The organism is Rhodanobacter sp. C01, assembly GCF_002001045.1.
Taxonomy (GTDB): Bacteria; Pseudomonadota; Gammaproteobacteria; order Xanthomonadales; family Rhodanobacteraceae; genus Rhodanobacter.
The window spans coordinates 240,280-261,254 of record NZ_MUNR01000014.1 but is presented as its reverse complement, the minus strand read 5'-3'; the positions used below and the strand labels follow the sequence as shown (position 1 = coordinate 261,254).

The 20,975-nt window shown below is 64.4% G+C and carries 9 protein-coding genes; 7 read left to right on the top strand and 2 right to left on the bottom strand.

Features of this window, described 5'->3' with window-relative positions:
• Nucleotides 1–128 precede the first annotated feature (128 nt).
• Entirely contained in the window at nt 129–608 is a 480-nt protein-coding gene (locus B0E50_RS15320; protein WP_077442204.1) for a hypothetical protein, read from the top strand.
• Nucleotides 609–617: 9 nt separating this feature from the next.
• Here the strand turns inward: B0E50_RS15320 and hrpA are convergent, their stop codons facing one another.
• Nucleotides 618–4,730 carry an ATP-dependent RNA helicase HrpA gene (hrpA, locus tag B0E50_RS15315; RefSeq protein ID WP_077442203.1) on the bottom strand — a complete coding sequence of 1,371 codons (4,113 nt, stop codon included), beginning with the start codon at nt 4,728–4,730 and terminating at the stop codon, nt 618–620.
• A gap of 119 nt (nt 4,731–4,849) precedes the next feature.
• Between hrpA and B0E50_RS15310 the strand changes: the two genes are divergently transcribed.
• On the top strand, nt 4,850–5,317 hold the full coding sequence (locus B0E50_RS15310; protein WP_077442202.1) for a Dps family protein: 468 nt from the start codon (nt 4,850–4,852) through the stop codon (nt 5,315–5,317).
• Nucleotides 5,318–5,425: 108 nt separating this feature from the next.
• On the opposite strand, the gene B0E50_RS15305 is transcribed toward B0E50_RS15310, so the two are convergent.
• Nucleotides 5,426–8,089 carry a pitrilysin family protein gene (locus B0E50_RS15305; RefSeq protein ID WP_077442201.1) on the bottom strand — a complete coding sequence of 888 codons (2,664 nt, stop codon included), beginning with the start codon at nt 8,087–8,089 and terminating at the stop codon, nt 5,426–5,428.
• Between the two features lie 366 nt (nt 8,090–8,455).
• On the opposite strand from B0E50_RS15305, the gene B0E50_RS15300 reads away from it, so the two are divergent.
• From B0E50_RS15300 to B0E50_RS15280, 5 genes are all read left to right on the top strand, one after another.
• Nucleotides 8,456–11,080, top strand: a complete 2,625-nt coding sequence (locus B0E50_RS15300) for a glycosyltransferase family 2 protein (protein WP_077442200.1) — start codon at nt 8,456–8,458, stop codon at nt 11,078–11,080.
• Nucleotides 11,081–11,226: 146 nt separating this feature from the next.
• Nucleotides 11,227–13,002 (top strand): autotransporter assembly complex family protein, encoded by a 1,776-nt coding sequence (locus B0E50_RS15295; protein WP_077442199.1) that lies wholly within the window; start codon nt 11,227–11,229, stop codon nt 13,000–13,002.
• 2 nt (nt 13,003–13,004) lie between these two features.
• Nucleotides 13,005–16,790, top strand: a complete 3,786-nt coding sequence (locus B0E50_RS15290) for a translocation/assembly module TamB domain-containing protein (RefSeq protein ID WP_254427308.1) — start codon at nt 13,005–13,007, stop codon at nt 16,788–16,790.
• A 184-nt stretch (nt 16,791–16,974) separates the two neighbouring features.
• Nucleotides 16,975–18,645, top strand: coding sequence for a DUF3300 domain-containing protein (locus B0E50_RS15285; RefSeq protein ID WP_217343295.1), 1,671 nt, complete (start codon nt 16,975–16,977; stop codon nt 18,643–18,645).
• A 251-nt stretch (nt 18,646–18,896) separates the two neighbouring features.
• The gene (locus B0E50_RS15280) at nt 18,897–20,957 is read left to right on the top strand and encodes a M13 family metallopeptidase (protein WP_077442197.1); all 2,061 of its coding nucleotides are present in this window, start codon (nt 18,897–18,899) and stop codon (nt 20,955–20,957) included.
• The last annotated feature ends 18 nt before the right edge of the window (nt 20,958–20,975 follow it).

The window sequence follows — 20,975 nt, the reverse complement described above, 5'->3', positions numbered from 1 at the left end:
CGATGTCAGCGGCCACCGTGATGAACGCGATGACGGTCGCAAAGGCAATACTTGGCTTGACCATGGTTTCCCGCGCAGAATCGTCCATCCTTCCGCCCCGCGATCCATTGCACCCAGAGGATTCACCCATGCTGATCCGCCCACGTCGCCTGATCCAGACCATGCTGCTGGCATTGCCGTTGTGCTGTCTGTCCGTGCACGCCCAGCAGGCCAATGGCCTGCAGCAGCGCATGAGCAGTGCCGAGTTCAAGGCTGCCGGACTGGACAAGCTGTCGCCGCAGGAGCTGGCCAATCTCGACAACTGGCTGAGCAGCCATGGCAAGGTCACCACCAAGCTGGTCGATTCGAGCGGCAAGCCTGTGTTCTATGCCGACAAGACCACGCGCATCAAGATCAACGCGCATATCGTCGGTCACTTCGGCGGCTGGCATGGCAACGACCAGCTCACCCTGGACAACGGCCAGGTGTGGAAGCAGGTCAGCTCGGACGCACCGTCCTGCATGACTGGCAACAATCCCGCAGTCAAGGTCAAGCCATCGCTGATGAACAGCTGGCTGATGTACGTGGACGGCTGCAATGGCGACGTGCACGTCGAACGTGTGCGCTGACCGCACGATTCACGACAGCGCGTCCAGTGCCCTCGCCAACCGCTTGGCCGAGACCGGCTCGGCGGTTTTCAGCTCCTGGGCGAACAGCGACACACGCCATTCCTCGATCAACCAGCGGAGCTCGGTCAGATCCGCCCCTGCAGTACCGGTAGCACGGTGCTGCAGCCACGCCCGCCAGTACGGCATCACCTGCAGCATGCGCTGCTGATCCTTCGCCGGATCCTGGCGCAGCCGCTCGCCGCGCAGGCGCATGGCCTTCAGGTAGCGCGGAAATTGCGCCAACCGCGACTGCGACAGCTCGCACAGAAACCCAGGCACGAGCAGCGCGTCCAACTGTTCGCGCAGGTCGTCGTAACTGGCGCGGGCGAAACCCAGCAGAGGTGGCTGCAGCCAGGGTTTCAGTTCAGCCTGCGCCTCGATGATGGGTTCAGCCAATTTCAGACGTTCCATCGCCGCCGCGAACAGCTCGCGCGAAGCCTGGGTACCCAAGGCTTCGAACGCACCGGCCGTGCGAACGTCCAGATCATGCTGCTCCAGCAGGTCGGCAAAACCGCCTTCGACCAGATCTTCGCGCAGGCTGTCGACGCTGCCCATAGGCGCGTATTTCAGCGACAACGGATTGGCAATCGGCAAGCGCCGTCGAGCCTGTTTCTGGTCGCTGGCCAGCGCGTTGCGCAGCAGACGCACCACACCCTGGCGGTGTGCTGCACGTGCCTCGTCGGCCCGCTCGAAGACGCGCAAGGCCACTGTCTCGCCCAGATCGACCAGCGCCGGGAAAGCCAGCAGACCACCGTCGGAGCGAACCTGCGCGGGAATCTCCTCGAAATCCCAGCTGGCGACATCTTCGCGGGTCAACTCGAGATCGGTCTTGCGCGAGAATGCCTCGCGCGCCTGCCCCTCCCACTGTGCGCGCAAGGCGGCAAGGTCGCGGCCACTGGCCAGGGTTTTGCCCGGCCTCGACGAGGTATCGCCGTCGTGCAAGCGGTAGCGCATGCGGAAATGCACCGGCAAGTCGACACCGGCAAACTCGGCGGCACTCACCTCGACACCAGTAGTGCGCTTCAGGAAAGCAGCCAGTGTTTTCACCAGAGACTCGTCGCGCGGCGATTCCGCCTCGACAAAGGCACGGGCGAAATCCGGCGCCGGCACGAAGTTGCGACGCAAAGCTTTCGGCAGTCCGCGGATCAGTTCGGCCACCTTTTCGCCGAGCAGGCCCGGCACCAGCCATTCGCAGCGCGCTGTCGGCAGTGCATTCAACATCGCCAGCGGCAGGTGCAGGGTAACGCCATCGGCTTCGTCGCCGGGCACGAAGCGGTATTCGAGTTTGTAGCGTTGTGATCCCATGTCCAACGTTGCCGGGAAAGCCTTCGCATCCAGCCCGGCGCCACCGGCCATAACGTCGTCCAGCGACCAGCGCAACGCCGCCTGCTCCGCCGGACGTGCCTTGCGATACCACGCGTCCAGCGCGCGACTGCTGGCGATCTCTTCGGGCAGCTTGCCCTCGAAGAACGCGACCAACTCATCCTCATGACGGATCAACCCTTCGCGACGCTGCTTCGCCTCGATGCCCAACGCTTCCTCCAGCACACGCTGGTTGGCGCGCACGAAATCCGCGTTGCTGTCGAGGTCGCCACGCACCAGTGCCTCACGCAGGAAGATCGCGTGCGCCAGCGCCGGATCCTGCACCTGGAACGTCACCGGCCGTTTCTCCACCAGCACCAGGCCGAACAGGCTGACCTGCTCATAGGCAACCACGCAGCCACGTTTCCTCGACCAATGCGCGTCACGACAACTGGCACGCAGCAGATGTGCCGCCTGCTGCTCGATCCACAGCGGCTCGACCCGTGCATTCGCCATACCCCATACACGGCCACCGACATCGAGAATCTGCGCGGAGAAGATCCAGTTCAGTGGCACCTTGGACAAGGCCGAACCGGGGAATGCCTGAAACTTGCGCTCGCGGGTGCTCTGGTAGATGCCCTTCTCGTCCTTGCGGCCGACCTGGGTGGGCAGGCCAGCGAGCAGAGAACGATGTACCGACTCGTAAAGTCGATCAGCTGAATCACCGTCCCGGCTTTCCCCTCCGCCTGCAGAGCCTGTTCCAGGCTTGATCCGGGATGAAGATTGGGGAAGAATGCTCTTGGCCTTGAGAGCCTCACCCCTGCCGATTTGCCCCCTGCGTGCCCCAAAGGGACTTCCTTCGGTCGCATGGAGAGAAGCAGAACGCGCAGGCTGCGCTACAGGCGGTTCCAGATGCGCCCCGCCATCCAGCTTCCAGCCCAGCTCCTGCACCACCAGCAGCAATTGCCGGTGCAGCTCGCGCCATTCGCGCATGCGCATGAAACTGAGGAAATGCCGTGAGCACCAGTCGCGCAATTTCGACTGGGTCAGCTCCTCGTGCGCATCGTGATAGGCCTTCCACAAGTTCAGCACACCGATGAAATCGGACTTCGGATCGGCGAATGCAGCATGCGCGGCATCGGCCTGCTGGCGCGCATCGGAGGGACGCTCGCGCGGATCCTGGATGCTGAGGAAGGACACGATGGTGAGCAGTTCGCGCAACGAATGCAGCTTCTCGCCTTCCACCAGCATGCGCGCCAGTTGCACATCGATCGGCAGCTTTGCCAGCGTGCGACCGATCGCAGTGAGCTTGCGTGCATCGTCGATCGCAGAAATTTCCGCGAGGCGGCGATAGCCGTCCGCCACCACGCGCGGGTCCGGCGCCTCGAGGAACGGAAACTCGTCGACGTCGCCCAGCTGCAGCGCCAGCATGCGCAGGATCACGTTGGCCAGCGACGAGCGCAGCAGCTCCGGATCGGTGAACGCGGCACGACTGGCGTAATCAGCCTCGTCATAGAGGCGATAGCAGATACCAGGCCCGACACGGCCGCAACGACCCTTGCGCTGGTCGGCAGCGGCCTGCGAGACCGGCTCCACATGCAACCGTTCAAGCTGGCTGCGCTGGCTGTAACGCTTCACCCGCGCAGTGCCGGTGTCGATCACATAACGGATGCGCGGCACGGTCAGCGACGTCTCGGCCACGTTGGTGGCCAGCACCACGCGGCGTTTGATGCCTGGCTTGAATACACGATCCTGGTCACCCGCGGACAGCCGCGCGTACAGCGGCATGATCTCGGTTTCGCGGTATTGCCGGCGCGACAGCAGCAGGTGTGCGTCGCGGATTTCGCGTTCGCCGGGCAGAAACACCAATACATCGCCGCGCGGGTCGTCGTGGGTGATTTCATCGAGCACCGCGGCGACATGTTCGGCGCTGCCCTGCTGCATGTCCTTGCTGCGCCCCTGCCGGACTGCGATTTCATCCAGCGAGCGCCAACGCAGCTCGACCGGATACGCGCGCCCTTCCACTTCCACCACGGGCGCGCCGTCGAAATGCTCGGCGAAGCGTGCGGTGTCGATCGTTGCCGAGGTGACGATGATCTTCAGCTCCGGTCGCTTCAATGCCAGCCGCTTCAGATAGCCGAGCAAGAAGTCGATGTTGAGGCTGCGCTCGTGCGCCTCGTCGATGATGATGGTGTCGTAGGCACTCAGCCACGGATCGCCCTGTGTCTCGGCAAGGAGGATGCCATCGGTCATGAACTTGATCAGGCTGCGCTCGGACACCTGGTCGTTGAAGCGCACCTGGAAACCCACCTGTTCGCCCAACGGGGTATCGAGTTCCTCGGCCACGCGACGCGCGACCGAACGCGCGGCCAGCCGGCGTGGCTGGGTGCAGCCGATCATGCCGGCTTCGCCACAACCGGCGGCGAGGCACAGCTTCGGCAGCTGGGTGGTCTTGCCCGAGCCGGTCTCGCCGGCGATCACCACCACCTGGTGCTTGCGGATCAGCTCGATGATGTCGTCGGCACGTGCGGTGATCGGCAGCGATTCGTCCAGTCGAATCGCCGGCTTGGATGCCTTGCGCGCGGCACGCTTCGCGGCGGAGCGCTCGATATCGGCGGCCAGCGCATCGAGCCTGCTCGCGTCTCGTTTGCGCGAAAGTCCGCGCCAGCGACCCAGCAGCCGGCCGAAGTCGCGGCTGCATACGCTGTCGAGCGCCTTGCGCAAGATGCGCAGACGGCTATCGGAAGAAACAGGGGATACGGGCGGAGTGGCGTCATTCATGGGACTGCACATGATAGCCGCTGGCTATCGTCGATATCGAAAGCATTCATTTCCCGGCAAGCGGACCAGCGACTAACCTCGTTTGCAGGTTTCTACTCAAAGGTAAGGAGCAAGTGCATATGGCCATGAACATCGGTATCGCCAGGAAGGATCGCGAGGCAGTCGCCAAACACCTGTCCAAGCTGCTTGCGGACACCTACTCGCTGTACCTGAAGACGCACAGCTTCCACTGGAACATCACCGGGCCGCAGTTCAACAGCCTGCACACCATGTTCGAGACCCAGTACAACGAGTTGTGGCTGGCCGCCGACGAAGTGGCCGAGCGCATCCGCACACTGGATGTGTTCGCGCCGGGTTCGTACAGCCAGTTCGGCAAGCTCACCTTGATCAGGGAGGAATCCGGCGTGCCGGAGTGGAAGGACATGGTCGGCCAGCTGGTCGAGGGGCACGAGATCGCCGCGCATACCGCGCGCGAGACGATCAAGATCGCTGACGCCGCCGGCGACGAGGGCACCGCCGACCTGGTTACCGGTCGCCTGAAGGAACACGAGAAGACCGCGTGGATGCTGCGTTCGCTGCTGAAATAACCGTCGCCACAGCACATATGTCATTGGAAAGGGCCGATCGATGACCGGCCCTTTCTGGTTCCCGAAACAGCAGCGTGTCCGCGCGCCAACTCACTACCGGCGATCGATTCAGCCCTTCGGCATCGGCCCCTTCACGGCGGTAACCAGCGCGTCGGGCCGCACGTGCTTCACAAACGCCTGCTGCACCTGCGGCGCGGTCAGTTCGAGGTAGTGCTGGCCTGCAGTCGTCATCGCGTCCAGCGGCTTGCCTTCCAGCGAAAGGGTCAGCAGCTGCCCTCCTATCGCGTCGAAACTTGATTCACCGAGCGGAATGCGGCGCAACATGATGCCCTTGGCCTGCTGCAACTCGTCGGCTGTCACCGGTTGTTGCTGCATCTGCTTCAGGTCCTGTACCACCATCGCGCTGGCCGCACCGACCTTGTCGGGATCGCAGCCGAAAGACACCTTGTAGATGCCGCGATGCTTGTCCGGCTCAAGACTCACGCCGACGGTGTAGACCAGTCCGTGCTTCTCGCGCAGGTCACGCACCAGTCGCGAAGCGTAGAAGCCGCCGCCCAGCACTTCATTGCCAAGGTTGAGGGCAAATCGCGCCGGGTCGTCGTAGGTGACGTCGATGGTCTGCGCCATGTCCACGCTGTCCTGCACTGCACTGGCATCGGGCACGTGCAGTTGGCCCGGCTTGTTCGCCGGCACCGCGACGTAGTCCGTGTCAGGCTTGGCACCTGCCGCCTTCCAGTCGCCGAAGGCCTGCTCCACCACCTGCTTCGCCTGGGCCGGATCGACCTTGCCGACGATCACGATCGTGGTCATGTCCGGGCGATAGGTCTGCGCGTAGTACGCCTTTACCTTGTCCAGCGTCAGCCCCATCACCTCCTTCGGCGTGGCATGACGCAGTTGCAGATCGCCAGCCGGCAGCAGTGCCTTGTCGAGGCCGAGTTGCGCCAGGAAGGCGGGCGACTGGATTTCACCGGCGACCATGCCAGCCTCGCGCTGCTGCACCACCGCGAAAGCCTGCTCCGGCAGCGCGGGATGCAGTTCGTTGTCGGCCAGCAGTTTCACGCCATCGGCGAAATGCGCGGACGGCACTTCCAGCGAGAAGCTGGACCCGGCGCTTTCGTTTGCGCTGATCGCATCCAGCGCCTGCTGGAACTGCAGACGATCCAGGCTGGCCGTGCCGAACGGGAACAGTCCGTCCAGCAGATCGGCCACGCCCTCCTCGCCCTGGGGCGATTGCAGATCCTCGTTGGTCTTGATGCGACCGCCCAGCCACACCGTGTCGCTGATCGATTCAGGCTGCACGATCAGGCGGATGCCATTGGGCAGCACGCTCGACACCGGCTTGAGCGATGACGGCGGCACCGCGAGTTTCGCGAATGCCTCGCTCGCCCATGCGGGCAGCGTCACCGGTTTGTCCGGGCTGGCGGCGAAGCTCTCGGTACCACCGAAGCCCTTGCCCGCCACCGGCTTGCCGGAGCTCTCGGGCGTCAGGATCGCAGTGACCGCATGGGCCGGATCGAAGGTGTTTCTGGCCAGCGCGTTCACTGCCGCCGGCGTCACCGCCGCGATCGCCTCCTTCATCGCATCGGGTGAATCCAGCTGCTGGAACGCCAGCGCGTGCGACCAGGCATTGGCCAGCCCATCCACCGAGTTCTTCTTGAATTCCAGTGCGGCGATCGCCTTTCGCTTGGCAGCCTCCACCAGCGCCGGGTCGATGCCGTGACTTGCCGCAGCAGCAAGAATGGATTGCATCTTTGCCAGCACCGGTTGCGGATTGCCCCCCTTGGGGAAGATGCCCACCGCCATGCCCACGCCTGACTGCGGCATGGCATCATCGAAGAAGCCGCCAAACATCGCGGTGCCATCCATGCCCATGCCGAACAGTGCGGCGCGCTGCGAACCCAGCGCCTCGCTCAGCACCCGCGCAGTGGCGTAATTGTTTGAGGTGAGACCCGGCATGCGGTAACCCAGGTACACCGAGCCATACGGGCTGTCGGTAGGCAACTCCACGGTCTTTGCCGTCACCGGCTTGAACGCGAACGCGGGCCGCTTCGGCAATGTCCTGCGCGCGATGTCGCCAAACTCGCTCTTCACCTTCGCCAGTGTGGCGACCGGATCGACGTCACCAGCGATCACCAGGATCGCGTTGTTCGGCGCATACCAGCTGTCGTGGAAGTCCTTCAGCATCACCGCCCTGGTCTTGTCGAACGAAGGACGCGTGCCCAGCGGCGTGTGCGCGTACGGCGTGCCGGAGAACATCTGCTCCAGCATCTGCGTGTAGAACTTGAAGTCCGGGCTCGACAGGTCGCGCGATACCTCCTGCTCGATCGCGCCACGCTCCTTGCCCCATTCCGCGTCGCTCATGTCCACGCCGCGCATGCGCAAACTTTCCACATGCAGCGCCACGCCCAGATCCTGTACAGGCGCCACGAAGTAATACTGCGTCACGCTCTGCGTGGTATCCGCGTTGAACGCACCACCCATGTTTGCCGCGATCGCCGCCAGCTGATCTTTCGACAGGCCGGGGCTGCCGCGAAACATCATGTGCTCCACCGCATGCGCAGTCCCCGGAAAACCCTCAGGCACTTCGTCCGAGCCGGCGAGATAGTTCATCTCGGTCGCCACCACCGGCGCCAGCGTATCGCGCACGATCACAACGCGCAGGCCGTTGTCGAGAGTGGCGCGGGTGACGTCCGCGTCGTTCGCTTTCGCGGTGGCCGTACCCGCCAGTGCCACGGCGATCATTGCAGCCAGGTACTTCATCGGTTTGTTCACTCGATACCCTTCTGGTTGACGGCAAGGCTTCCAGCATCCACCCAACCGGCGGACAAGCCAAGCCACCGATGCGGCACCATGCCATCGGTCACGGCGTCGTCTGATTGATGACCCTGGCCAACGAAGCAGGGCATCGCGCGGAGAACCGTGCCGGCGCACACCATCCCACCGTCGCCGGAGGAGCTTCCGATGGCCTCGCCAGGCTGGCGGCCTCCACTCCCCTGAATGTGCTTCGCAGGCAGAAATTCCCGCCGCTCCTGACCTTGTGCTGACCACGACCCACGATGTTTGTTGAGCCGATGGGCATGCATTGGTTAAGCTCCCTAGGCTTCACCGCCTGTTGCGCAGGCTTCGCCGGGGATTTTTTTGAGCGCCACTGCAGTAAACCACGACAGCCGCTACCCCCTGCTCACAGCCCTGGTGCTCGCCTTGGTCGTGGCTGCGATGAATGTGGCGCTGTGGTGGTACGGCAACCTGCCGCACGGTCCGCAGGACTGGCACGGCAAGATCAGCGGGTTTTCGCTGTCGGTGTTCCAGCGCTACCAGAGTCCGTTCAAGCAGGACTACCCCAGCGACGACGACATCGCCGCCGACCTGAAGCTGCTGCACCGCTATACCGACAACGTGCGCACCTACACGATGCAGCAGAGTCCGCAGCTGTACCAGCTGGCACAGAAGGAAGGCCTGAAGGTGATGGCCGGCGCCGAGATCGACAAGCGCCTGGACAACAACGAGCGCGAAATCGCGCTGCTGATCGCCAAGGCCAGGGCCTATCCCGACACGATCACCCGCGTCATCGTCGGCAACGAGGTGCTGTTCCGCAACGACCTCACGCCAGAACAGATGATGGCCTATCTGGATCGCGTGCGTGCCGCCGTGCACCAGCCGGTGTCGATCGCCGAACCGGACTACATCTGGCTGAAGTATCCCGAGCTGGCCGACCATGTCGATTTCATCACCATCCATATCTTTCCGTTCTGGAATGGCGTGACGGTCGGCAGCCCATCCATCAGGGACTCGCACCCTGCCCTTGATGCTGCGCTTGGCGCTTACAGCGCCGTCCGGCAGCGCTTTCCCTACAAGTCCGTCGTGGTCGGCGAAATCGGCTGGCCATCCAACGGCGACCGCCATGAGCATGCCGATCCATCGATATCGAACGAGGCGATCTTCATCCGCGAATGGCTGCTCGCGGCTAAGCAGGAGAACATTGATTACTACCTGCTCGAGGCCTTCGACCAGCCGTGGAAGGAAAACCTCGGCGAGGGTCGTACCGGCGCGTACTGGGGCATCTTCAATGCCGACCGCCAGCCGAAATTCCCGTTCACCGGCCCGGTGACCGAGGACACCGCGTGGCCGTGGAAGGCGATCGCCGCCAGCCTGCTGGCCCTGCTGCCGATGATCTTCTTTGCGCGCCGATTCAGCCGATTCAAGCTGATGGGGCGGTTTTTCTTCGCCGCGCTGATCCAGCTCGCCTGCGGCCTGATCGTGTGGTCGGCCACGCTGCCGTTCAACTTCTACCTGAGCTGGATCGACTGGACCATGCTGGTGCTGTTGTTCCCGGCACAGATCGCGATCCTGGCGATCCTGCTGATCAACGGCTTCGAGTTCACCGAGGTTCTGTGGCGGCCCAAGTGGATGCGCCACGCCGGCATGCTGACGCCCGATCCGCCGGAAAAGCAGCCGTTCGTGTCGATCCACCTGGCCTGCTACAACGAGCCGCCGGAAATGGTGATCGTCACGCTCGATTCGCTCGCTGCGCTCGACTACCAGAACTACGAAGTGCTGGTGATCGACAACAACACCAAGGATCCGGCCGTCTGGAAGCCGGTGCAGGAATACTGCGAAAAGCTCGGCAAGCGCTTCCGCTTCTTCCATCTGGAACCGTGGCCCGGCTACAAGGCTGGCGCGCTGAACTTCGGCCTGAAGGAAACCGACCCGCAGGCCGACGTGGTGGCGGTTATCGATGCCGACTACGAGGTGCGCGCCGACTGGCTGGCCACCCTCACCGGCCACTTCCATGATCCGAAGGTGGCCGTGGTGCAGTGTCCGCAGGCGCATCGCGAGTTCGAGCACAACACGTTCCGCCGCATGACCGCGTGGGAATACGACGGCTTCTTCCGCATCGGCATGCACCATCGCAACGAGCGCAACGCGATCATCCAGCACGGCACCATGACGATGGTCCGGCGCAACGCGCTGGAAGGCACCGGCGGCTGGTCCGAGTGGACGATCTGCGAGGACGCCGAACTGGGCCTGCGCCTGATGCATGCCGGCTACGACCTGGTCTATGTCGACGAACTGATGGGCAAGGGCCTGACCCCGGCCGACTTCAAGGCGTACAAGAGCCAGCGCTACCGCTGGGCGTTCGGCGCGATGCAGATTCTCAAGGGGCGCTGGAGCTGGATGACCCAGCGCGGTCCGCTCAGCGCCGGCCAACGCTTCCACTTCCTCACCGGCTGGTTCAGCTGGTTCGCCGATGCGCTGCACCTGATCTTCACCCTGATGGCGCTGTTCTGGACTGCCGGCATGGTGGCGTACCCGCAGTACTTCAGCCTGCCGATGCAGCTGTTCCTGATCCCGGTGATCGGTTTCTTCTTCGCCAAGGCGATCTTCGGCATCGTGCTGTACCGCGCCCGCGTACCGTGCAGTTGGTACGACACCTTGATGGCCTCGCTGGCCAGCATGGGCCTGAGTCACGCGATCGCTCGCGGCATCCTGCATGGCCTGACCCGCGAGAAGACCTCGTTCGTGGTTACCGCCAAGAGCCGTCGCCTGGGTGGCAGCAACTTCGCCGCGTTCGCACCCGTACGCGAGGAAGGCCTGATGGCGATTGCGCTGGCGCTGTGCATCGTCGGCATGGCGCTGGGCTACGGCACCCGCTACATCGAAGGCACCTTGTGGATGTTCATCCTCGCCGCGCAGTCGATCCCGTATGTGTCGGCGGTTGTCGGTGCGTGGATTGCACACAAGGCCGGCGACAAGGCGGGTTGATACGGGCTACGCCCGTATCAACAAAATCAAAAACGCGCTCTGGCTCCAATGCCGCAATGACGTGGCAGATGTTCATACGAAGCCAACACCAACTTCGGTAAGCTGGCCTTACCCGTGAAGACGCCATCGAGGACGGAACCCCGCGAATGCGCCGAATCCCCCGACGCCTGAGCCTGCTGTTGCTGCCGCTGGTGCTGTTATCGACACAGGCACATGCCGGCGTGCAACTGGTGGTGGACGGCGTGGCCGATCCGTTGAAGAGTGCTGTGGTCGCGGGCACGGGGCTGACTCAATACGCGACCCGCCAGGTCAGCGAGGCGCAGGTGCATCGCCTGTATGCGCGCGCCCCCGATCAGGCAAAGTCTGCCCTGGAGCCCTACGGCTACTACGACGCCACGGTCACCGGCGACCTGCAGCAGGTCGGTCAGGACTGGCGGATGACCTTGCATGTGACGCCCGGGGAACCGGTGCAGGTCACGGCCGTCGATGTGCAGCTGGACCCGGCTGCGGCCGAGATCGCACCGGTCCGTCGTGCAAAGCGCGCGATCGAACGGCTGCAGGGCAAGCCGCTGAACCACGGCAGCTACGACGCCGCCCGCGACGCACTGAGTGCCCAGCTCACCGCCAATGGCTTTCTCGATGCAAAACTGCTCACCCATCGGGTCGAAGTGACGCGTGCCAATCGCAGCGCCCGCATCAGGCTGGCCTGGCAGGTCGGGCCGCGCTATCGCTACGGCAAGGTGCGGTTCGAGGGTTCGCAGTTCAACGACGGCTTTCTGGATCGCTACGTGCCCTTCAAGTCTGGCGACTACTTTTCCCAGAGCCAGCTGTTGCAGCTGCAGCAGGCGCTGAATGGTGCCGACTATTTCGCGGTGGTCAACGTGTTGCCAGACGTCGACGAGGCCAAGGCGGGGGTGGTCGACATCGACGTGCAGCTGGCCCCGGCGAAACGCACGATCTACACCGGTGGTCCGTTCATCGGTACCGATACCGGCCTCGGTCTGCGCGGCGGCATCGAGCGACGCTGGGTCAATCGGCGCGGGCACAAGTGGAAGAACGAGCTGGTCGTGGCACAGCGGCTGAAGACGCTGTCCACGCTGTATTCGATCCCGATGCCCGGCGACAACCAGCGCAGTTTCAATTTCGGCGCGAACTATCGCGACGCGAATACCGATACCTCGCAATCGCGCACACTGGAACTGGTCGCCAACGAGAGCCGACTGTGGCACGGCTGGACGCGCACCCTTGGCCTGCATGCGCTGGACGGCACGTTCACCGTCGGCAAGATCGGCAACGAGCCGGACAACACCCCCGGCATCGAGCACGGCCGCAGCACGGAGGTGTTCGCCGAAGCCTCGCTGTCGCGCAAGCAGGCCGACAACTTCGACTTCGTGCATCAGGGCTGGTCAGTCAACCTGACCGCACGCAGCACGGCAGGCAGCCTGTTGTCCGATGCCCGCTTCAGCCAATTGACCGCCGATGCAAAGTGGATCCATGCATTCGGGGCGAATCAGCGCAACCGGCTGATCCTGCGCGGCAGTGCAGGTCACACCTGGACCAATGACTTCACCGCACTGCCACCGCTGCTGCGCTTCTTCGCCGGCGGCGACCGCTCGGTGCGCGGCTACGGCTACCAGACGATCGGTCCGCTCAACAGCGAGGGCCGCGTGATCGGCGGTGACAGCCTGTTGGTGGCCAGCACCGAAGTCGAGCATTACTTCACTCGAAACTGGGGCATGGCGGCGTTCGTCGATGCCGGCAACGCCTTCAGCGGCGTCGACTACCGGGCGAAGATCGGCGCCGGCCTCGGCGTGCGCTGGCGCTCGCCGGTCGGCATGATTCGCCTCGACCTGGGCACGCCGATCCACGACTCGCAGGCGCACGGCATCGAGCTGCACCTGGTCATCGGACCGGATCTGTAAGCATGGCCACGATGGGCACGCCAGCTGGCTCCTCCACCCCGCCTCGCCGCCGACGCTGGTTGCGTCGGGTAGGCATCGCGCTGGCATGCCTGCTGGTGCTTCTCGCAATCTTGACCAGCTGGCTGCTCGGCACGGCATCCGGCCTGCGCTTCGCGCTCGCGCGCGTGCAAGCCGCCACGCATGGCGCACTTCATGTCGGACAGGCGCAAGGCCGCCTGATCGGGCCGCTGGATCTGGCCGGTGTGCGCTACGACGATGGCCGGGGCACCGTGGTGATGGTGGCGAAGGCGCATCTGGACCTGCGCTTCTGGCCGCTGCTGAACAAGCGCGTGCATGTGCTGATGCTGGACGCCGACGGCATCGACGTGGCGCTGCAGCCCCCGATACCGGACAACACCTCCTCCAGCTTCTCGCTGCAGCCACCGGTCGACCTGCTGTTCGACCGGGTCCATATCGGTACGGTGAAGCTGACGCAGAATGGCCAGCCACTGTTCGTCTCCGACCGTCTCGACCTTGTCGGTGAATGGACCCATCGCGGCATCACGCTCCGACGACTCGCCCTGCGGGCACCCGACGGTCATATCGACCTCACCGGCACCCTGGGCATTGGTCAGCGTTACCAGGGTGACGGCAATGCCAGCTTCGCATGGAAGGTCGGCGACACCGACTATGCCGGCAACCTTGTCACGCATGGCGACGGCCGCAGTGCCCATGCCGATCTCGCTCTCACCGCACCGGCCGTCGCACGACTGCGAGTGGACCTGAGCCAGGGCAATGACTACACGTGGACAGCCACGCTGGATGTGCCGCGTTTCGACCCAAAACCACTGCTCGGCGACAGCTCGCTCACGGCACTGGCAATCGCCGTGCAGGGCCATGGCAACCACTACGGCGGCACGCTCCAGGGCCGGATCGACATCAACGACCATCAACTGTTGATACAACCGTTGCGTGCGCAGTTCAGCCGCGACTTCAATACGCTCACGCTGCAACAGCTCGATCTCGCCTCGCCGCAGATCAAGGGCAGCCTCGCCGCCAGCGGCACGCTGCAACTCGACGCCAATCCGCTCAGCGCCGAACTGGATATCCGCTGGAGCGATCTGCTGCTGACACCTGAACTTGCCGGCCAGGCACTGGCCAGCCGCGGCGATCTGAAGGTCCATGGCAGCAGCGCGAAATATCACGCCGAAGGCAGCGTCGCCATCGGCCCACCCGGCAAGCTCGCCGCACTGGATCTGAATCTCGACGGCACGCCGCAACAGATTACTCTGCACTCGCTGGCATTGAAGCAACCGCAGGGGAGCTTTCAGGCGAACGGTGTACTGACCCTGCAACCAACGCTGGCGTGGCAGGCCGAAGCGAGTGCCAGCCGATTCGATCCCGGGCAACTGTTCGCCGGCTGGAATGGCGCGCTCGACTTCAACCTGGCCAGCAACGGCAGCTTGCCAAGGCAACGCCCCGACGCCACCCTGGAGATCCGCAAACTCGCCGGGACCTTGCGCGATCGCACCATCGGCGGCAACGGGAAACTGCACCTGTCGTCGAACGATGTGATCGACGGCCAGCTTTCGTTGAACTCGGGCGGCAGTACGATGCAACTGCAGGCGACACCCGGAAGCAGCAACAGTGCGAGCTTGAAACTGGAGATCGCTTCGCTGGGCGACTGGCTGCCGGATGCCGGTGGCCGTCTGGATGGCCATTTCGACATCGGCGGTCGGATGCCGAAGCTCAGCGTCAACGGTCAGCTGCGAGGCCAGTCGCTGTACTGGCAGCAACAACGGGTCGACACTCTGCACCTGATCGCCGGTGTCCCGGACATCAGCCAGCTGGCCGGCAAGCTGGATCTGCAGATGGCCGGCGTGCATCTGCAAGGGCTGACCTTCCAGCACATCAACCTGCTGGCCGAAGGCAGTCAGGGCAATCATCGCCTGACCGTCGACGCACGCGGCAGCCAGCTATCCGGAGCGCTCTCCGTGCATGGCGCACTGAAGGGATCGGCCTGGAACGGCACGTTGTCGACGCTCGATCTCGATCCGCAGGGCATGCCTGGCTGGCGCCTGCAACAACCCTCGCAGCTCAGCTACAACAATGGCACGGCAATCCTGTCCGAGCTGTGCCTGACGGCCGGCGATCCACGGTTGTGCGTGGCCGCGAAGCAGGACAGCAGCGGCAACCTCGATGCCGGTTATCGGCTGCAGGCATTACCGCTGGCGCTGCTGCTGAACGCGAGCGGCAATGCCGACCTGCCGATACGCGCCGACGGCAGCATCGACGGCAGCGGCAAGATCCGCCGCAGTGCTGCCGGCGCACTGAGCGGCAACGCATCGATCAGCTCCGCGCAGGGCAGCATCACCCATGTCGACCACGCCGACGCGCCGCTGCTGCGCTACAACCAGTTCCGTCTGAACGCCGAACTCTTGCCGACGGGCCAGCGCATCGAGGTGCATGGCGGCCTCGACGACGGCGGCCGCGTGGACGGCCAGGTCACGATCACTGGCGCGCAGCAATCGCTCGGCGGCCAGCTCGACCTGCACGTGAACAGCGTTGCCTTCATCGAGCTGTTCAGCAGCGAAGTGGCCAACGTCAAGGGGAATGCCGATGGCAGCTTCCGCTTCGCCGGCACGCTGAAACAGCCAGCGGTCACCGGGCAGGCCAACATGCGCGGTCTTGCCGCCGAAGTACCTTCGGCAGGCCTCAAGTTGAGCGAGGGATCGCTCTCGGTCAGCACCACCGATACCCGGCAATTCCTGATCCGCGGCAGCGTGCAATCGGGCAAGGGCAGCATTGCGATCAACGGCAATGCGGGCATCGGTACCCAGACCAGTCTCACCCTCAAGGGCAGCCAGTTCACCGCCGCCGACATTCCCGCTGCCAAGGTGGTGATCTCACCCGATCTGACCGTGAAGCAGGACGCCAGCGGCATCGACATCGGCGGCGCACTGGGTATCGACTCCGCCGACGTGAATGCCGACAAGCTGCCCGGCGCCGGCGCCACCCAGGCATCGCCCGACGTGGTGGTGGTGGACCAGAAGCAGCAGCAACAGGCCGCCGGCAAGCTGCCGATCAATGCACTGGTCAAGGTCGACCTCGGCCGCAAGACACATGTCGTCGGCATGGGGCTGGATGGTCGCGTCAGCGGTGTGCTGACGGTGATCGAACGTCCCGGTCGCGCCACTACCGGCCAGGGCCAGCTGACGGTCGACGGCACCTACAAAGCCTATGGCCAGCAGCTGCAGATCCAGCGCGGCCAGCTGCTGTTCGCCAGCACACCGATCGACAACCCGGGCCTGAACATCCGAGCCGTGCGCAAGCTCAATCCCACCGCCACCATCGACGAAGGCCAGGAAGTCGGTCTGCTGGTGGCCGGCACCGCGCAACGACCCGTCCTCACCGTGTTCTCCAATCCGGCGATGGAGCAGTCCGATGCACTGTCCTACCTGGTCACCGGCAAGCCGCTATCGCAGGTGAAGGGCGGCGAAGGCGACATGGTCGGCGCTGCCGCGCAGGCCCTCGGTTCGGCCGCCGGCGATCTGCTGGCCAAGGGCATCGGCTCGAAACTGGGTGTGGACGACATCGGCGTGTCCAGCAACGAGGCGCTCGGCGGCAGCTCTGCCTTCACTGTAGGAAAGTACCTCTCGCCAAGACTTTATCTCAGCTACGGCGTCGGCCTGTTCGAACCGGGCGAAGTCGTCACCCTGCGCTACCGGCTCAGTCATCGCTGGAACTTCGAGGCGCAGAACGCCACCGATTTCACCCGCGCCAGCCTGAACTACCGGTTCGAGAAATAGCCCTGCGACAGCGGCCGTTCAAATCGCGCACTGATAATCCGTTCTTGCGCATTCTCACACTCGAAACCTGCCCGGCATCCGCATGATCCTGCGAATCCCGGGCAGTCTTGGCGGGGCCGTTCCCGCCAGTTTTCCAGCACCCGCGGAGGTCACCGTGATTCGCAAGTCCCTTGCACGGAACATCATGTACACCCTGCTCAGCACGGCCATCGCAACCCTGGCCGGCTGCAATCAGGCCGCCGCACCCACACAGACACCTGCCGCAGCGGGCACGGCGCCGGCACCGGCGCAGAGCACGGCTGGTGCCCAAGCCGCCTACACCCCGCCCACGGCCGACCAGCTCTACCAGATGGTGGCGCCGATCGCGCTGTTCCCCGACAAGCTGGTCGCGCAGGTTCTGGCCGGCGCGACCTATCCGGACCAGATCACTGCTGCCGACAACGAAGTAACGCAGAACCCCAACCTGACCGGTGCGTCCCTGCAGACGGCCATCGCCCAGCAACCCTGGGATGCCAGCGTCAAGGGATTGACCGCGTTTCCTTCCGTGCTTGACCAGATGGCGAAGAACATCGAATGGACCACGGCGCTGGGCGACGCCTACGTCAACGACCCGACCGACGTGATGAATGCCATCCAGGTGATGCGCCAGCGCGCCTCGAAAAAAGGCAATCTGCGCAGCTCGGCACAGCTCAACGTCACCACCCAGGCCGAATCGGCGCCACCGCCCAGCTATGCCGACACCAGCGAAGGGGGCTATCCCGTCTATTCCGGGCAGGCGGTGGTGCCGCCGCCTGAGCAGATCATCGAGATCGCGCCTGCACAGCCGGATACGGTCTACGTGCCGCAGTACGACCCGCAGACTGTCTACGGTCAGGATGTACCGTATTACCCCGGCTACAGCTACGCATCCCCGCAGGGATACAGCACCGGCGAGGTAGTCGCGGTCGGTGCCTTGAGCTTCGGTGCCGCCATCCTGATCGGCAACCTGTTCGAGCATCACCACGACGACCATCAGAATTACGGCTGGAACAACTGGGGCATGAACTGGGGCGGTGGCCGTGGCGGCAATGGCAACTACGACGGCAATCGTGGCTGGCAGCGCCCGGCGGTGGTGTACAACAACAACACTTATGTCTCGCGGTCGACCACCGTGGTGAACCATTACGTCACCAACAACCGCACGACCATCAACAACATCAACAACAGCAGCAACCGGATCGTGCAGAACCGCTACGCGGGCCAGCCCGCCGCGAACCAGCCGATGAACCGTGCGGCCGTTGGCCCCATGAATGGTCGCCCTGGAGAAGCCGCCCCACGTGGTGCGGCTTCGCTGCCGCATTTTGGTCCTGGCGGGACGGAGCGTGCCCTGCCTGCTGCGGGTGTCGCCGCGGGGGCCGCAGCAGCCGCTGCCGCGGCAAGGGCCCATGCGCCGGGCAACGCCGGTGTACCCATGAGCATGCCGCACTTTGCCGCCAATCCGCAACGCGGCGAACCACCCGCGCACGCGCCGAACAATCCCGAACGTGGACCGGCAGCCCATGCACCTGCGGCGGAAAAACCGGCGCGTCCAATGGAGGCGCCGCGCCAGCAGCCGGTACAACATCCGATGGAAGCAGCACATCCGCAACCTGCAGCAGCACGTCGGATGGAAGCCCCGCGCCAGCAGCCTGCAGCACCGCACCCGATCGAAGCCCCACGCGCGCAGCCCGCAGCACCGCGTCCAATGCAAGCACCGCGTCCGCAGCCGCAGCCGCAGCCGCAGCAACGACCTGCAGCGGCGCCACATCCACAACCCGCCAGCCACAAACCTGCGCCGGCTCACCCGAACGACAAGAAAGACAAGGATCATCAGTGAAGTGAATCCACCACACGGCCATGCGCATCGACGATGCGCATGGCCGTGCCGGAACCGGACCAGCGCCACGCATGACACTGGTCCGGACATCAAGGTTCGCCATTGGGCGTGACACGCAGCCGCCGGGACGCATGTGGCATGACCAGACCCCAGCGTGCGCATCGATGGCGCCCATCTAGCCCATTGGTCATGCCCACAAGCAGGCACGCGGAGATTATCTTGGGCGTTGACCCCTCTGCCGGACAGCACCCATGCAACCCACACGATGGATATTCACCGCCGCGATGATTTGCGCGACGGGTAGCCTGTCTGCCGCCCAACTCGAAGCATCACTCGACGTGTCCGGCATCGATTCGGCCGGCATCGACCACAGTGTGAAGCCGGGCGACGACTTCTTCCGCTACGCCAACGGCGACTGGCTGAAGACCGCGCAGATTCCTGCCGACCGTTCCAGCACCGGCACCTTCCTCAAGGTGTTCGAGCAGGCCGAGAAGGACACCGCTGCGCTGATCCGAAACGCCGGTGCCGACCATTCCGCTGCCGGCAGCAGTGCACGCAAGATCGCCGACTACTACTCGGCCTGGATGGACACCGCCGCGATCGAGAAGCATGGCCTGGCGCCACTCAAGCGGGAACTGGCGCAGATCGACGCGATCGCCTCGCGTCGGGATCTTGCCCGCGTGCTCGGCAGCCGCCTGCGTGCCGACGTCGACCCGATCAACGCCACCAACTTCTACACCGAGAACCTCTTTGGCCTGTTCGTGGCGCAGGGCCTGGAAGATCCCTCGCGCAACACCGCCTACTTGCTGAAGGGTGGGCTGGGCATGCCCAGTCGCGACTACTACCTGTCGAACGACCCGCACATGACGGCGTTTCGCGCCAAGTACCAGACCTATGTCACTGCGTTGCTGAAGCAGGCCGGCATCGTGGATGCGGAAGCGAGTGCCGCGACCATCCTCGACCTGGAAACGAAGATCGCCAAGGCACAGAGCAGCCTGATCGACAGCCAGGACGTGCACAAGGCGAACAACCTGTGGCACGCCAGTGATTTCGCGCAGAAGGCACCGGGCCTCGACTGGGCTGTCTACTTCAAGGCTGCCGGCCTCGATGGCCAGCCGCAGATCGACGCCTGGCAACCTGCCGCCATCACCGGCCTGTCCGCGCTGACTGCCAGCGAGCCGCTGCAAGCATGGAAGGAGCTGCTGATCTTCCACACACTCGACCACAACGCCGGCCTGCTGCCACAGGCTTATGCCGACCTCAGCTTCGATTTCCACGGACGCACCCTGCAGGGCACGCCGGCACAGCAGCCGCGCTGGAAGCGCGCCGTGGGCGCCACCAATACCGACCTCGGCGACGCGGTGGGTCAGCTCTACGTCAAGCACTACTTCCCGGCTTCGTCCAAGGTCGCGGTGCAACAGCTGGTGAGGAACCTGATCGCCGCCTTCAACGACCGCATCGACACCTTGAGCTGGATGACGCCGGCTACCCGGCAGAAGGCGAAGGCCAAGCTGGTCACACTGCGCGTCGGCGTCGGCTACCCGGAAACCTGGCGCGATTACGGTTCACTGGATATTCGCGCCGACGATGCGCTCGGCAACCATCTGCGCGCCGAGCGGTTCGAGTATGCGCATCAGCTGGCCAAGCTGGGCCAGCCGGTCGACCGTGGCGAATGGTGGATGACCCCGCAGACCGTCAACGCAGTGAACCTGCCGCTGCAGAACGCGCTGAACTTCCCTGCCGCGATCCTGCAACCGCCATTCTTCGACCCGAAGGCGGATGCGGCAGCCAACTACGGGGCGATCGGCGCGATCATCGGTCACGAGATCAGCCACAGCTTCGACAACACCGGCGCCGAATTCGATGCACGGGGCAAGCTGGAGAACTGGTGGACACCGGCCGACCTCGACCACTTCAAGGCCGCCGGTCAGCAGCTGGTAAAGCAGTTCGACCAATACCAGGCGTTGCCGGGCCTGCACGTCAACGGCGAACAGACCCTGGGCGAGAACATCGCCGACGTGTCCGGCCTCACCATCGCATATCTGGCCTACCACAAATCGCTCGGCGACAAGCCCGCACCGGTGATCGACGGCCTCACCGGCGACCAGCGCTTCTTCCTCGCCTTCGGTCAGGCCTGGCGTTCGAAGATCCGCGACGATGCCCTGCGCCAGCGCCTCAACACCGACGTGCACGCCCCCGCCGATTTCCGTGCACAGACCGTGCGCAACCTCGACGCCTGGTATCCCGCGTTCGAGGTGAAGCCCGGCGAGAAGCTGTACCTCGATCCGCAGGAGCGGGTGAAGATCTGGTAAGGCGACAATCCCCGCACT

What these genes read in the sequence shown, in the direction of transcription:
- hrpA (WP_077442203.1), bottom strand. Translation starts at nt 4,730, where the DNA reads ATGAATGACGCCACTCCGCCCGTATCCCCTGTTTCTTCCGATAGCCGT.
- B0E50_RS15320 (WP_077442204.1), top strand. Translation starts at nt 129, where the DNA reads ATGCTGATCCGCCCACGTCGCCTGATCCAGACCATGCTGCTGGCATTG.
- B0E50_RS15295 (WP_077442199.1), top strand. Translation starts at nt 11,227, where the DNA reads ATGCGCCGAATCCCCCGACGCCTGAGCCTGCTGTTGCTGCCGCTGGTG.
- B0E50_RS15310 (WP_077442202.1), top strand. Translation starts at nt 4,850, where the DNA reads ATGGCCATGAACATCGGTATCGCCAGGAAGGATCGCGAGGCAGTCGCC.
- B0E50_RS15290 (WP_254427308.1), top strand. Translation starts at nt 13,005, where the DNA reads ATGGCCACGATGGGCACGCCAGCTGGCTCCTCCACCCCGCCTCGCCGC.
- B0E50_RS15280 (WP_077442197.1), top strand. Translation starts at nt 18,897, where the DNA reads ATGCAACCCACACGATGGATATTCACCGCCGCGATGATTTGCGCGACG.
- B0E50_RS15285 (WP_217343295.1), top strand. Translation starts at nt 16,975, where the DNA reads ATGTACACCCTGCTCAGCACGGCCATCGCAACCCTGGCCGGCTGCAAT.